Origin of the sequence: Streptomyces lanatus, from assembly GCF_014655715.1 — a bacterium.
Classification (GTDB): domain Bacteria; phylum Actinomycetota; class Actinomycetes; order Streptomycetales; family Streptomycetaceae; genus Streptomyces; species Streptomyces lanatus.
On the sequence record NZ_BNBM01000023.1, the window covers coordinates 1 to 15,041 of the forward strand.

The window sequence follows — 15,041 nt, forward strand, 5'->3', positions numbered from 1 at the left end:
CCCCACCCATGCCCAACCAACGCACCAACCGCCCCACCGGTTACGGGACAACCTCTAGCCGGCACCGGTAGCGGGACGGCTCGGGGCTCACCATCGGCCGGGCATGGTACGGCGGCGGAAGAGCAAGGTATTCGCCAAATGGACCTCGCGTCTGGCGAAGATCAATCATCAACTCAGCTTGTTTGATTGGAAGTTGTAGGCTTCACCGGCCGAATGGCTGGAGAGCAGCAGGAGGGTTGCCGTGTTTCATCTGGGACGACGTACATTGACTGCATTTACCGCATTAGGGTTAGGCGCAGCACTGACCCTGGCGGCTGACCCCGTTGCACAGGCCGCCCCGCTGCAGCCTGGGACCGGGAAGTTTCTAGGGACGCTTTCACCAGCGCAGGTCAAGGCCGAGTTAGCCGTTCAGGCGGTGCCGCAGCTCTCGACTGCCATCGAGGAGACGGCCCCCGTCTGCTCCGACGTTCCCGCAGGCGCTGCCTCCCCCACGGCAGGGCCGGGAGTGCTGTGTACACGCATCGCGCCTCTTCCGTCACCAAGATCGTCAATCCTCGCGGATCCAGCCCACGACGATGACGACGACCAGGGGTCGGGCGAGAACGGGGTGTCCAGTTGCTCCGTTGTCGCCAATAGCTGGACCGAGCAGAGACTCTCGTACTGCTACAACTTGAACCTCACTTCCACGTTCATCAACACAAAGACAGGCGCAGTAAGCACGGCGATCTTCATGGTCGTCGGCCAGGCGACTTTGAAGCCGAGATCCGGATCCTGGAAGGAGGACGGTCTCATTACCATGGTTTCCGGCGGCGGCGACTTGGCCAGCGCCATCGTCAAGTTCGTGGCGGACTGTTCCTCACCATGCTCCGCCCGGCAGGAAAACCCCCTTCTGGCGAGCACCGGCGTACTCATGGCGCCTGGAGCCAGTGCAGCGTCAAGCATCACTTACACCGACTCTCCGGCATCTGGTGATGAAGACTTCCAGGTGCCCAACTACAGTTTCTTCTCTCCTCCGTCTCGGGTCTCTTCGACCAATAACCCCGTCGTGTGGTCGTCCCTGAGCCGGATTCGATGCGATAAGACCATGGAGAGGAACACTGTGACCGGGTGCGTTGTGAGCGACGTACGTCCGGTTCTCGATCTTCCGATCGACGATAAGTACGGTGCCGCGGCGGCAAGTTATGCCTGGGCGCAGTTGTACCTCAGCAACCACCCTGGAGCCGCCGACAGTCCGCTGACACGCCTGGATGACAAGGCGACGAGGATCGCGAACCGGACCAACACGTGCGAGGAGGGCTCGACTGTTCCGTTCGTCAGGGACGACGATCTGGTTCCGACGGACTCCTGCGACGAGTACCCCTTCGCCGGCACGTACGAGGGCGGAACAAACGGCGCCTTGTGCGCTGAGATCGTTCCACTGCTCGAAAACGGCTCGTGGAACTTCTACGAGTTCGATCACTCCCGTCCTGTGACCAAGAACGAACCCTGCATACGCGCACACGTACCGCTCCAGCAGAACACCGACGCGGGATCGAAGTACAGCGGCTTCATATCCAGCCAGCATGTCATCGACGGTGAGAAGTTCACGGTCAACCTCCACTTCTGACAGATCCGGTACGGCAATCCCAACCGACTCCCGCGAAGGGGAAGGCTCACATGAATGCATCACTGCCAGAACCTGACATCACGCCAGAGCGCGCGGTTCTGTGGATGGGGTTGCCGTCGTTCTGCCTGTCCTACGTCCGCGATGTCTCGCCGGCAGAGCTGCTGCTGCGGCTCGGCGCGCCGGCAACGGCGTTTGAATCGTTGACTCTGGACGCATCCGACTCGCTGGTTGACTACGAGAACCCAGGGAGCCTGATGCGATTCGGTGTGCTGGGGCGCTGGTCCTTCTGTTTCGAAACGTGGGGAATCGTGGCTGGGAGCAACTGGGGCCTGACTCGGATGTCATCGGGCACAGAAGCTCTCAGCTATCTCAGCGGCGGCGACGGCATGGACATCGTGCAGAGCTGGCAGGATGCGCAACCTGTCGAGCTCTTCGAACCGGGCTCGTTCGGGTCGCTGCGCGCTCACCATGACCACCCGCTCTGGGATGCGGCCCACAGCCATCGGAACACGCTGCCAGATCCGGCTCAGTCCGGGGCTGCGCGGGAATCGTCCCTCAAGGCCATCCATGACCGGGTGCAAGCCCACATCACCCCGGAGTTGATCACGCAGGCACTGCCATCGGTCTGGCTGCCCGAGACATCCGCGATGCGCCGCAATGGGGCGAACCCGCTGCCTCTCGTGGCTCCGCAACCGTCCCCTCGTACCCTCGGAGCCTTCCTCGGATCGCTCCAGCCCCCCAGCGACTCCGGACCAAACTCCGCCCCATAGCGGCCGCCGCCGACCGGCGCATCCCGGTCCGCCGCGTCGCAACGCCTCGGCGCGGCACGCCCCCGGCATACTCCACCCCCGCTGTCGGCGGCGAGCAGCCTACGAGGCTGACAGCACGATGGAGTTGGTCAGCACCACCACCAAGGACAGTGCTGAGGCGCCAGACCTCGTCGACCCCGTGCCTGGGCACGGATCCTTGTCCTCGCCGCGGCGTGGGCTCCCCACGTCTGGGCTGGCGGATGCCGGCAGCCCGCGTGAGACATACTCAGCAGATGCCGCCAACAATGCGTCCGCCCGCACCACGGCCGTGCGACAGCTGTCCTTACCGCCGGGACGCGCCGTCTGGGATTTGGGCGCGTGAGGAGTACGACAAGCTCCGCAGATACGACGCACCCACCCCTGAACAGCCCCCGGGTCTGTTCCAGTGCCACCAGACCGACGCGGACAGCACCACGCGCCGGATCTGCGCAGGATGGGCCGGCTGCCACGGCGATCACCTCCTGGGCCTGCGGGTGGCGCTGATCAATGGCCGGATCGACGAGGCGACCTTCGCGGCCGCAGCCGAGTACCAGTCGCCGGTCGCCCTGTTCAGCTCGGGGAGCGAGGCCGCCGATCACGGCCAGGCAGACATCAGCTGGCCTGGCGGCGAGGCAGGCCGTCTGATCGGCAAAATCACCCGCGCCCGCAGGGATCTGCGCACCGGCCCCCTGCCGGAGGGCCGGCCCGAGCAGGAGGAGTCGGCGTAAACGTACAGCCGCCCGCCGAGGGGCGCGGCGAGACGGAGCGTGAACGGCACCGCTGGATCGAGCTGTACCGGCAGCCGAAGGTGAGAAACGCTGTGTCGGCATAGATGAAGAGCGCCTGGAGGGCAATCGCGGGCCGCCGCGTCCGCCGTCGATGGAGCTTGTTGACCAGGCAGCGCCAGCGCCGTCAATAGGATCGATGACATGTTCAAGGGGCACTACCGCGTGCGTGGCAGCATCTGCATGCGTTCGGTCACGAAGGGGGCGGGTGGGGCGGTAGAAAAGATGCTCTGATCCACCGGACGAGCGGGGGCGGTATGGCGGGGGCACCGTCGGGGTTAGCTGTTAAGGCAGGCGTGCTGGCACTGAGCCTGGTGCCGCCGGCCCTGGTGGGCGCAAAGTTCTGGCCGGCCGTCGCTGCTCATCCGCTGATCGCGCTGATGCTGGCTGTCGTATACGAGCTGTCTCTGCTGGCGGCGACCTTCGCCGGCAAGGTGTTCGGAGATCTGCAGTCGAGATGGGCGAAGCGGGCTGCGGATGTGGTCGACCGGTGGCTCGTGCGGCGGATGTCGCGGTTCGAGAGGGACTACCGGGCCCATGTGGCAAGTCGTCACCGGTTCGTCGATCTCAAGGGGCTGGCGACACGTGGGGACTATGCGCCTGGGCTGAACGAGGTCTTTGTCGATGTCAGCCTGGGCGCGCGGCCGGCGCATGAGGTGCGGCATGAGTCTTTGGCCGGCACGGTTCGGGCCGCTGAGTCGACGGGCAGGAGACAGTCGGTCTGGGATTTCCTCGGGGGTCCGCAGGGGACGTGTGTGGCCGTCATCGGGGCTCCCGGCACGGGGAAGACCACTTTGCTGAAGCATGTGGCGCTCAGTCTCAGTCTCGGGCGGCGCTCTGGGCGATCGTTGCCGGTGATGCTCCTTCTTCGTGATCATGCGGCGGCGATCGCGGCGGATCCTTCTCTGACGCTGGAGCGGGTCATCAGTTCGTCGCTGCGCAGACTGCAGGTTGAAGAACCGGACGGCTGGTTTGCCCAGCGGCTGCAGGACGGGCACTGTGTGGTGTTGCTGGATGGCTTGGATGAGGTCGCCAGTGAGAGCGACCGCCGGGCGGTGTCCCGGTGGGTGGAAGAGCAGGTCGAGCAGTACGAGGGCAATGATTTCGTTCTTACGTCGCGGCCTCATGGGTACTTGCGTGCACCCTTGAACAGGGCTCAGGTCCTGCATGTCCGCCGGTTCACCGGGGAGCAGATCTCGCAGTTCGTTCTCGGCTGGTACGAGGCGGTCGAGAGGCTGAGCACGGGCGTGGACGATGCTGGCGTTGCTCAACAGGCGGCCGATGAGGCGCAGGATCTGCTGTCGCGTCTGAGATCGCGGCCGGCGCTGTATGAACTGGCGACGAACCCGCTGCTGTTGACGATGATCGCGCACGTGCACCGCTATCGAGGTGCACTCCCGGGCAGCCGCGCAGGTCTGTACGCGGAGATCTGCGAGGTGTTGTTGTGGCGGCGCGACCAGGTCAAGAACCCTGCCGGCCCCGACCTGGACATCACGGGCGCGAAGAAGGAGGTGGTGCTGCGCGAGCTGGCCTACCGGATGATGGACGGACAGCGACGTGACATTCGTGCTGCCCATGCCGCGCGGCTCCTGCAGCCGGTGCTCTCCCGCGTCTCTGTCTCGGTTCCCACGGATACCGTGGAAGTCTTTCTGGACGCAATGGCGGCCAGTGGGCTTCTGGTGGAGCGGGAGCTGGGCCTGTACGCCTTCGCCCACTTCACTCTGCAGGAACACTTGGCAGCCCTGCACATCCGCCAGCATCAGCTGACCGAGGTGCTGATCACCAGTGTCAACGACGACTGGTGGCGTGAGACGTCGGTGCTGTATGCGGCACATGCTGATCCGGCGCGGATCGTGGAGGCCTGCCTCGCCTCGCGGACGACACAGGCGCTTGCGCTGGCCTTCGACTGCGCTGACGCCGCTCCCGAACTCGCCCCGGAAACGGCCCGTCGTCTGGAAGACCTGCGTCAGCAGGCGCTGCAGGAGTCCGCTCGTTCAGCCACTCGCCGGCTGATGACGGCCGTTACGGTCACTCGTCTGCTCAGGGAGAGTACGCGGCTGAGCAACGACGCGATGCTGTGTGCCCGCCCTGTCAACAAGGAGGTGTATCTGCTGTTCACGGCGGACACTCGTCGCCGTGTCGGGCCACCTCTTGCCGGGGGTGCCTTGGATGCGCCAGCGGTGGGTATCCCGCAGCACGACGTGGCACCGTTTCTTGAGTGGCTCAACAACCTTCTGCCCGGCGCTGCTACTTACCGCTTGCCCACCCGGATGGAAGCTGACGATCCAGCGTTCGCGCTGGTCTCCCGTTCGCCGCGCCACAGCGTCTGGTGTGCGGCCGACGAGGACGGCACGGCGCTGGACTGCATGCTGTGGGTCCCCGGCACCGTAACGCACCCCTACATGGCCCAGCTGCCCAGCCCGTCGCAGTGGCCGGACCCGCGCAGCAGCAGTGTGCTGAGCCTGGGCCAACTGGGCATCGCCCACGCGTTTCTGAACCCCTTGGAGCGTGTCGCGGGCACACCCGTCGGTGCGGTTCTGGGCGTGGCCACCGACCATGTGCAGGCTCTCAGCGCCAGTCTGACGCGGCTGCTGACCATGGGCTCCGTGACGGAGAGCGAGATCGTCAGTGTGCTGGAGGAAACACAGAGACTTGCGCTGGATATCGCCCCCGACGACGTGCAGGGGCAGGCTCGCAGGCAAGCAGCGAGCCTGCCCCTCGACGCCGCTCTCGCCCTGGGGCAGGCGTTCACCCTGGCACGCGCCGTCCTGGGCAGCCTCTCCAGCGACACACTCGCACGCGCGGTCGACGCGACCGTCAGCGACCAGGACACACACCTGCGCAACGCCGTCTATGTCCACGGTTGTCTGCGCGCCCTCACAGCCGCGCGACGCAACACGGAGCAGGCCGCACTAGCGGACTACTCCCACACCGCCATCCGGTTCATACGCACCCGGATGACAACGGAGCTTCAAGCCACTGTCATCCTGCCCGCCGACCTCGCCGCCAGCCTGGAACGTGCTTCCTCCCTGATGCTCGACCATCTGCGGGCGCTGCCCTCCCATCGCGAAGAGCAACACCGCCTTGTGCTCTCCCTCGCGAAGAGCACCAAGACCCTGTCCGCCTCCCTGCCCGACATCTGCAGGTTCGCCGGCGCCGCGGAGGCTGCACATCTTCAGGTCGCCGCACTGACGTTGGCGGCATCGGCGCAGCACTCCCTGAACCAACCCGACCTCGCCTCCTTGTACCTGACCGTGGCCGCAGGGTTGAACGTCCTGCTCGAGCGAGCGGACGGCCGCGCCGCACCGTCCGAAACGCTCGTCCTGGTCCGCTCGTAGGTCATAGCGAGTGCCCTGCGCGCAAAGCGCGTGCCTGGGCGCTGCCGGCCGTCTGCGGTTGTCGCCGACCGCTCGGCGCGGCTCGGCGAAGAGAGCCTTCGCTTCCAGCCCACTTTCACGGTTCTTAGAGCCAGAACGCCCCCTCAAGATCGCTTTGAGCGAAGGCACCCGCAGCAGTGTCACTGCCGACGTGCACACTTCAGCGGGAGCAGATCACCGTGATGAGAGTGAAGGAGGCGTAGAACTGGCCCTCGGAGAGGTCGGTGAACCAGCGCCGGCCACGTTGCTGGTCGATGTGGTTCCCGTCGATGGCCTGTTGCATGTTGCGGCCCAGCCCCAGTGTGTGGTCCGCCTCCTGGAAGTCCCGGAAAACGGGGGTGGTCGTCACCACGGTGAGGATGTGAAAGCCCCCTTGGTCTGCGAGGCGGGCGAGGCTGCGACCGATGGTGGCGTTCCGCACGACGTGACCGGTGGTGTAGCGGGTGAACGCTCGGCTGGTGTCGAGGTCTTCGGAGTCGACCACCAGGGTGTCCCAGTCCGGCTCGACGAGACCGATCACTGCTCCAGGCCGGGTGACATGGTGTAGTTGCGCAAGGGCTGCGGCGGGATCGTCGACGTGCATGAGGACTCGGTCCATCTTGGCTCGATCCACCGACTCCGCGGCGACAGGCAGGGCATGGACATCGCCCTCTCGGATCTCCACCACGGGCAGTTCTGCGGAGCGTTCGCGGGCCTTCGCCAGCATGGCAGGAGCCCGGTCGACGCCGATCACCTTGCCGTCCCTGCCGACTCGCTCAGCAAGGGCCGCAAGGTCCGTCCCCGGCCCGCAGCCCGCATCGAGCGCCGTCTGGCCGGGCGTAATGTCCAGCAGATCGATCAACTGCTGCTTGTAGGCACGGCCGGCATCGCCCGCAGCAGCGCGCAACATGTAGGAAGCCGGGTCCGGTCGGCTGACACCAAGTGAGGTCGACACACCCCTCAGTCAACCATGCAGATCGATCTCGGCAGTGTCAACTGACGTGCTGGCCAGCGAAGTTGAGACGCCGACAGACGGCATGAACGTGCAGGTCGTCGCCGATCCACAGGGGGAACTGTTGTGGGCCTCGCCCGCCGTGCCGGGCGCCGTGCACGACATCAAGGCTCCCCGCCCCCGCCCATGGTGCGACGCGCCTACAACTACCAGCGGGGCACGGACGACCAGGGCCTCATCTCCTGCCTCCAGCACGACCTGACACACGGCTTCGAAGCAGTGCAGACCCGGCTGCAAGGCGAAACCATGGCCAAGTGCATCCTCACCGTGGGAGGCGGCTACTTCCTCGTTCCGCCCCCCGGGGGGGCCTGGCTCGAGGCGCTGTCAAAGAAGTAAGGCCGCTCAGTGGGCTCTTACGCTCCGGTGGAACAGACGAGGTGACGGACAGATGCTGCCGACAGCAGCGCATGAGTCGGTGCAGAGTCTCCTCACACGGTCCGGCGTTCGCAGAAGTCGCATGGCAACTGCTGGCGCCGTGGACACCTCTCCCCGCAGGGCCTTCTTGTGTCTCAAGAGCGCAGGACGTGATGCGATCGTGGGCCGGTGCGGGCGCTGTTCAGCTTGTTCTTTTTCTTCTGGCCTCGAACGGTGTCCCGAACGAGGTCACTCACCTGGACATTCGCCGGACATGAGGGTGGCCTTCGTCTGATCCTGTGCTCCGTCACGAGGAGAACCAGTCGAAGGCCGTTGTCATGAGTGTGGTGTGCCCGGATGTCCGACGGGAAGCGTTCGCGGAAGCGTCACGCTTCCGAGCAGAGTTCTACGAGTGTCTGACCGCCCGGCGTGACGAACTGTTCGAACTGGCCGACGCGCTGTTATGCATCGACGGGCCGGTCACCTCGCCGGTGGACCTGACGATGGTGCCCGAACACCGGCGTGGGCACGGCGCGTTATACGGAGCTCTCAACCGGGGCCGGTTCGACGTCGAGAAGCTGCGGGCCCTGCTCGCCGGGCTGCCGTTGCCCCGGTTCGAGGGCGGCCGCCTGGTGCTGGCGGTCGACGTGTCGCCGTGGTTGCGCTCGGACGCGCCGTGCTCGGCAGACCGGCTGTTCTGCCACGTCTACGGCCGGGCGAAGTCCGCCGCCCAGTTCATCCCGGGCTGGCCGTACTCCTTCGTCGCCGTCCTCGAACCGGGAGCGACCTCGTGGACGTCGATCCTTGACGTGGTCCGGCTCGGACCCGAAGACGATGCCACCGCCGTCACCGCCACCCAACTCCGGGCGGTGGCCGAGCGGCTCATCTCAGCCGGCCAGTGGGCGCCCGGTGATCCGGACATCACGATCGTCATGGACGCGGGTTACGACGTCACCCGCCTGGCCTGGGTCCTGCGGGATCTTCCTGTCGGGCTCGTCGGCCGGATCCGCAGCGACCGGGTGATGCGGCTGCCGAAGCCCTCGCTCAAGGAGTACTCCCTGGCCTATCCCCAGGGCGGCAGACCGCCGAAGCACGGCAAGGAGTTCCGCTTCGCCAATCCCGAGACCTGGCCCGAGGCGGCGATCACCACCGTCACCGACACCGCCAACTACGGCAAGGCCGAAGCCCAGGCATGGGACCGGGTCCACCCGAGGCTGACCCACCGTTCGGCCTGGCTGGAGCACGACGGTGAACTCCCCGTCGTCGAGGGCACCTTGGTCCGGCTGAAGGTCGAGCACCTCTCCAAAGAGCGGGAAGCACCACCGGTCTGGCTGTGGTCCTCCAAGACTGGCGCCGCCCCGGCAGACGTGGATCTGTGGTGGCAGGTGTTCCTCCGGAGATTCGATCTCGAGCACACCTTCAGGTTCGGAAAGCAGATCCTCGGCTGGACCACCCCGAAGGTCCGTACTCCCCAGGCCGCAGATCGGTGGACATGGCTCGTGGTCGTCGCCCACACCCAGCTCCGCCTCGCCCGGCCGCTGGCCGCCCGACCTCCGTCGGCCCTGGGAGAAGCCGGCCAAGCCCGATCGCCTCACCCCGGCCCGGGTCCGCCGGGGGTTCAGGAACATCCGAGCCCACCTGCTCTGCCCGGCCCGTGTTCCCCAACCTCGCGGCGCTGGTCCCGGACGACCGCCCGGGGCCAAGAACCGCCATCCCGCACCCCGCTACGACGTTGGTAAGACCGTCAAACCACCCGAGACCCTCAAGGCCATCGGAAGACCCGGCCGATCTTGGTAGATAAAGAACAAGTTCAGAGCCTGTTTCTGAACCCCAGCTCTCCAGTCCCTCACTTCAACTACTCTGCGTGTTATGGCCTTTGACAATGAGTCGCTGGTCCGAGACTTGATCGCTCGGACGGAACGGGCGGTCGAATCCGTCGCCCACCTCGCGGTAGACAGTCAGATCACATTCAAGATCGATGACATCGTGGATGCGGTGGAGCGCGCATTGCCCGCCGGCTATCCCGCACCGACAACGGGTGAGACGACGCGGCGTGACGTCATCGCGCAGATGGCACAAGTCATCCTGAGCGGTGAGATGTACGAAGACGCGTGATCCGTTCGGGGAACGGTCACGGTGACCGTTCCCCGAACCCTTGCGCACAGGGCCCATTCCGGCCTGACAGTCCGTGACCTGCTGTTACAGGGTTCGGAAACAGGCTCTCACCAGACCATGCGCAGCACGTCCAGCGCAGCTCGGTCAAGCTCGGTGAGCTTGTGAGGGTTGCGGCGGGTGGTGTGGATCCAGGTTCCGAGGGGGAACGGGCCGATCCAGTCGTGTTCGATGTGCTGGCGGGGTACGCGGAGGTGGCCTTCACGGGCGAGGTAATCGGCGCAGGCGACGAGTGCTCGGCGCAGCTGGCGGCCGTGTTCGGTGCGGTGGGAATGCGGCAGAAGGCTGTCGACGGATGGCACGAGGTGCAGATCGAGCAGCAACTGGACTTGTCCGGAGTGTAGTTGGCAGAAGTGGTTGCGCTGGCGGCTGAACCACTGGCCCAGGGGGACGCCGTCGGGTGTGGTGAAGGAGTTGGGTGGCTCGGTGCTGCCGCCGACGGCCACGTGGGCTTGGGCGGCGGCGTAGGTGCGCTGCCAGGTCAGGGGCCAGGGCGGGTTCCACCACGGATCGATGTCTTGTAGCTGCTGTTGGTGGTGGGGGTGGAGCGTGCCGGCATCCGCTTTGCGGCGCTGGTAGGACAGCCAGGCGCCGAGTCCGTGGCCGCCGTGGCGCTGTGTTGTGTGGGCGGCGAGGTGGCCGTGGCGCTGGGCGTAGGCGCGGGCCAGGCGCAGCATGCGGGGGAAGGACTGGCGGGGGCTGGTCCAGTGCATGTCCAGGGCGTCGAGGGCCGTGATCTGGTCGTGTGTGAGACGGCCGGACAGGCGGCGCAGCCGCTGGCCGGTGATCCACTGGCCCAGGGCGAATCCGTCGGCGGCTTTGTGGTCGGTGGGGACGTCGAGGTGGCCGTGGTCGGCGCGGTAGGAGGCGGCGGCCGTGATGCCTTCGGTGAAGGTGCCTACTGCGGGCAAGGTGATGTCGAGGCCGAGCACGAGGGCGATCTCCAGGGCGCGCTCGGGGCTGGGGTAGTGCTCTTCCAGAGGGGCAGTGCGGCGGCGGCCGCTGGCACGCGGGGGCAGGACGAGACGTTCGAGGAAGTGCTCGTCATGGGCGCGCAGGGCTTGCAGGATGGCGATGAGGGGGGCGTAGGCGGAGTGGTCGAGATCGCCATCGGTGAGGCCGGCGCCGGCGGGCAGGTAGAGCGGGATGACGAGGGTGGCCTTGGTCTTGCGGCCGGGCAGCAGGCGCAGGGCGCGGCCGATGGCCTGGAGGGCGTCGACGACGCTGGAGCGGGGCGCGGCGAAAGCGACGGCGTCGATGGCGGGGATGTCGATTCCTTCGTTCAGGACACGCACGTTGTGCAGGACAGCTGGGGCGGGGGCGTGAGTGAAGTCGGCGAGGGCCTGGGCGCGTTCTGCTGCGGTGTGGGTGTGGCTGAGCCAGCGGGAGACCAGATCGGGCTGGTGGAACGGTGCTTGTGCCTGGGCGGCGGTGATGGGCAGGGTGTCGGAGAAGGTGCGGGCGGCGCGGGTGCGGTTGTGGAAGACGAGCATGCGGCGCAGTTGGTGGTCGGCCATGCTCCGCAGCAGGGCGACTTGGAGGGCGGCGGTGCGCAGGCCGTCGTGGTGCGGGGTGGTGTCGGGGCGGTCGGTGAGCACGGTGTGTAGGTCATGGTCGTGGATGACGGGCATGACGACCTGGTAGTCGGCGAGGATGCCGCGGTCGATGGCCTCGGCCATGCCGAGGCGGTAGACGATGGGGCCGAAGACCTCGCGCCGGTCCATGGTGGCCGTCGGCTGGGGGTTGGTGAGGCGGGCCAGTTCGGTGGGGGTCGGCGCCGTGTAGATGCGCGGGGTGGCGGTCATGTACAGGCGGCGGGTGGCGGGGATGGCGTGGTCGTCGTGGACGATGCCCCAGCCGCGGTGGGCGTCGGTGCAGGTGCGGTGGGCCTCGTCGGCCACGATCAGGTCCCAGGAGGGCAGGCCGAGTTGATGGGCCTGGCTGACCTGCGGGAGGGATGCGTAGGTCGCGAAGACGGTGCGCGGCCCGGGTGCGGTGCAGAAGTCGGCCAGGTGGTGCGGGGAGCGGATGCGCACCGCGGGCGGTCGGCGGTGCGGTGTGGCGTGGGTGATGGAGGAGACGCTTGCCATCGGTCCCGGGCGCCCGGCCCGCTGCCAGCGCTCGATGGTCTGCGTCACCAGTTCGAGGGTGGGCACGGCCACCAGGACGGTGCCGTCGCAGGCCAGGTGATCGGCGGCTGCTGCCGCGGTGTGGGTTTTGCCGGTTCCGCAGGCGGAGACGACGGTCGCCCGTTCCTCTCCCGCCGCGAAGGCGTCGGTGAGCGCCTTCAGCGCGTCCTTTTGGTGCGGGCGCAGCGGCAGAGGGCGTGTGGTGTCGGGCAACGGGGCTTCCTCACGTCGGGCAGGTGGCATGGCGGCGCTGGCGGGCGCCCTCATCGGGCGAGGAGGAGTGGCCGGATCCACGACAGATCCGGTCCGGGCTGCCAGGCGTCGTTGTCCATGGTGTCCTCGGTGGGGTCCGTGGCGGTGGGGGCGGGCTGGAAGACGGGGTCCAGGTCGATGCCGAGCGAGGTGAGCGCGGTGATCTGGGGCGTGGTCATCTGTGCGGTGTTGCTGCGGCATCTGCGCAGCCACCTGCCGAGGAGGACCTCGTCGCCGTGGACGTCTTCGCGGTGGGCGAGCGGGACGTTCAGGTGGCCTTCGCGGCGCTGGTACTGGCGGGCCGCGGTCAGGCCACGGCTGAAGGCGCGGGCGCGCGGTGCCGGGTCGAGCAGCAGCAGCATGGCGTGAGGGTGCAGGTGCGGTTGCTGGGCGGCGAGTTGGGCCAGCAACCGCACCTGCTGGGGGTGCAGGGTGTGCAGTTGGGTGAGCTGGTGGTCCAGCCAGGTGCCGGCGTCCTGGCCGGAGGCCGGCGTGGGGGTGGCGGGGCCGGTGTGGGGGGTGAGGGTGAGGTGGGTGTAGTCGTGCTGCCATGCCACGCCCCAGGGCGGGTTCCACCAGGGGTCGACGGCGTTGAGGGCGTCGATGCGGTCGCTGTGCAGGCTTTTGTCGGCGGCCAGTCGGCGTTGTCGGGCCAGCCAGCGCAGCAGCGGCCGCTCGCGTGGGGTGGGGGCGCGGGTGACGGCCAGGGTGCCGTGGCGGGAGGCGAAGGCGATGGCCTGTTCCAGGCGGGCTTCGAAGCTGTTTTCGGGGTGGGGCCAGGAGATGTTGAGGCCGGTCAGGGCGAGGGCGCGCTGGGCGTCGAGGCTTCCGTGGGCGTAGAGCGAGCGTTGCTGGCCGAGCCAGTGCCCCAGGGGGTATCCGGTGCGGTCGGTGTATTCGCTGGGCACGTCGAGGTGTCCGCGGCGTTCGAAGAAGCGGACGGCGGCCTCCCAGCCGATCCCCCACAGTCCGTTGTCGACCTGGTGGGTGCGGAGCTGGGTGACGGAGGCGACCTCCCCTGCGCGTTCGGGCGGCGGGGGGCGGGGGATGGTGCGTTGGAAGTAGCTGGGGCCGCCGCCCAGGCGCCGCCAGTAGTGGGAGTCGTGGGTGCGCAGCCCGTTGAGGACTTCCCAGAGGATGGTGTACTCCGAGGAGCGCATGGCCTGTTCGGTGCTTTGTTGGGGGCCGATGTAGACGGGGATGACCAGCAGGGCGACCTTGCCGGCTCCCGGGGGCTGGCGCAGGGCTCGGCCGAGGGCCTGGATGATGTCGGAGGCGCTGCGTTTGGGGTCGGCGAACAGGACGGCGTCCGCGTCGGGCACGTCGACGCCCTCGCCCAGGATGCGGACGTTGGACAGCACGGCCCCGTCGATGTGGTCGGCGGGGCCGGGGCTGCGGCGCAGCAGGGGGATGTCTTCGAACTCGGCCAGGAACTGGGCACGCAGGCGTTGTGGTTGATCGGCGTACAGGGCGCGCGTCCACAGGCGGCGCACGCGGGTCGTTGCGGCTGCGGCCTCGACGGTGCGGGGCAGTGTCTCGCTGAACTGGCGGGCGTAGGCGATGCGGCTGTGGAAGCTGATGACGCGGCGGATGCGGTGGGTTCTCATCGCGTGCAGCAGGCACACCTGGAGGGCGGCCAGGCGCAGACCGTTGGGGCGGCGGTTGATGTCGTCGGTGTTGAGGATGTCCCGCAGGTCGTCGTCGGTGATGACCGGGGCGACGATGCGGTAGTCGGCGAGGATGCCGCGGTCGATGGCGTCGGCGAGGCCGAGGTTGTAGACGACGGGGCCGTAGATGGAGGGGTCGTCCATGGAGGCCAGCGGCTCGGGCGGTTCGTCGGACTGCGGCGTGCTGCGGCGGCGCCGTTTCGCGGTGGGGTCCTCGGGCTTCCAGACGCGGGGGGTGGCGGTCATGTAGAGGCGGCGCTCGGCGGGGATCTCATGGTCGTGGTGGATGAGCGCCCATTGCTTTTTGCTGCTGCCGCTGCTGCGGTGCGCCTCGTCGATGATCACGATGGCCCAGGGGGGCAGCCGGTGGCGCCGGTGGGCGCGGGCGATCGCGGGCAGGGACTGGTAGGTGGTGACCACGACGGCCGGATCGGACGAGGCGGCCAGGATGCGGGCGATGCGGGCCGGGTCGGTGGTCGTGGTGAGACGGGCCCCGGAAGGACTCACCGTGGTCGGCTTGAGCGTGCAGACGGCGAGCATGCGGGCGATGCGGCTGTCGGCGTGCCAGTGCCGGGCGGTCTGGCCGACCAGGCTCAGGGAGGGGACGACGACGAGGATGTGCCCCTGCCCGACGAAATGCTCCGCGATCCGGATGGCGGTGATCGTCTTCCCGGTGCCGGTGGCGGAAATGATCGTGGCGCGGGGCATGCGGGTCAGGGCCCGCACCGCGGCGTCGTAGGCTTCGCGCTGGTGGACCCGCAGTTGTTTGACATCTGTCTCGGCCACGGCCTTGGCTCCCTTCACGGGGCGGAGCAGGCAGCAGCACTCCGCCGCGCTCCCGGCCAGCGGGGCGGCGGGTGCTGCATCGACCTTGCGCCAGCCGTGGCGGCTGTTCAAAGGTGAAACCGGGAAGTCGTTAC

At 67.6% G+C, this 15,041-nt stretch carries 9 protein-coding genes and 2 pseudogenes; 8 read left to right on the plus strand and 3 right to left on the minus strand.

The genetic code is table 11. The features are described from left to right. The first annotated feature begins 415 nt into the window (after positions 1-415). The 4 genes from IE325_RS40250 to IE325_RS40265 all read left to right on the plus strand — a co-directional run bounded on the left by IE325_RS40250 (position 416) and on the right by IE325_RS40265 (position 6,517). Positions 416-1,606, plus strand: a complete 1,191-nt coding sequence (locus IE325_RS40250) for a NucA/NucB deoxyribonuclease domain-containing protein (protein WP_190075152.1) — start codon at positions 416-418, stop codon at positions 1,604-1,606. 50 nt (positions 1,607-1,656) lie between these two features. Then, the gene (locus IE325_RS40255) at positions 1,657-2,376 is read left to right on the plus strand and encodes a DUF6461 domain-containing protein (RefSeq protein WP_190075153.1); all 720 of its coding nucleotides are present in this window, start codon (positions 1,657-1,659) and stop codon (positions 2,374-2,376) included. Between the two features lie 272 nt (positions 2,377-2,648). Beyond that, positions 2,649-3,122, plus strand: coding sequence for a DUF6283 family protein (locus IE325_RS40260; protein ID WP_190075154.1), 474 nt, complete (start codon positions 2,649-2,651; stop codon positions 3,120-3,122). Positions 3,123-3,475: 353 nt separating this feature from the next. Then, positions 3,476-6,517 (plus strand): NACHT domain-containing protein, encoded by a 3,042-nt coding sequence (locus tag IE325_RS40265; RefSeq protein WP_190075155.1) that lies wholly within the window; start codon positions 3,476-3,478, stop codon positions 6,515-6,517. A gap of 199 nt (positions 6,518-6,716) precedes the next feature. Here the strand turns inward: IE325_RS40265 and IE325_RS40270 are convergent, their stop codons facing one another. Continuing rightward, the gene (locus IE325_RS40270) at positions 6,717-7,445 is read right to left on the minus strand and encodes a methyltransferase domain-containing protein (protein ID WP_190075156.1); all 729 of its coding nucleotides are present in this window, start codon (positions 7,443-7,445) and stop codon (positions 6,717-6,719) included. A 124-nt stretch (positions 7,446-7,569) separates the two neighbouring features. Here IE325_RS40270 and IE325_RS40275 point away from each other — a divergent pair. The 4 genes and pseudogenes from IE325_RS40275 to IE325_RS40290 all read left to right on the plus strand — a co-directional run. Beyond that, positions 7,570-7,686: pseudogene (locus tag IE325_RS40275) on the plus strand (IS5/IS1182 family transposase); the annotation flags it as partial. After that, a complete protein-coding gene (locus IE325_RS40280; protein WP_190075157.1) occupies positions 7,674-7,883 on the plus strand; it encodes a Dyp-type peroxidase domain-containing protein in 210 nt (69 codons plus the stop codon). The pseudogene IE325_RS40275 and the gene IE325_RS40280, both read left to right, overlap by 13 nt. A 356-nt stretch (positions 7,884-8,239) precedes the next feature. After that, positions 8,240-9,698, plus strand: a pseudogene (locus tag IE325_RS40285) (NF041680 family putative transposase). 72 nt (positions 9,699-9,770) lie between these two features. Next, on the plus strand, positions 9,771-10,016 hold the full coding sequence (locus tag IE325_RS40290) for a hypothetical protein (RefSeq protein WP_190075158.1): 246 nt from the start codon (positions 9,771-9,773) through the stop codon (positions 10,014-10,016). 107 nt (positions 10,017-10,123) lie between these two features. Here the strand turns inward: IE325_RS40290 and IE325_RS40295 are convergent, their stop codons facing one another. Next, entirely contained in the window at positions 10,124-12,415 is a 2,292-nt protein-coding gene (locus IE325_RS40295; protein ID WP_190075159.1) for a DEAD/DEAH box helicase, read from the minus strand. 50 nt (positions 12,416-12,465) lie between these two features. Then, a complete protein-coding gene (locus IE325_RS46740) occupies positions 12,466-14,907 on the minus strand; it encodes a DEAD/DEAH box helicase (protein WP_190075160.1) in 2,442 nt (813 codons plus the stop codon). Between the last annotated feature and the right edge of the window lie 134 nt (positions 14,908-15,041).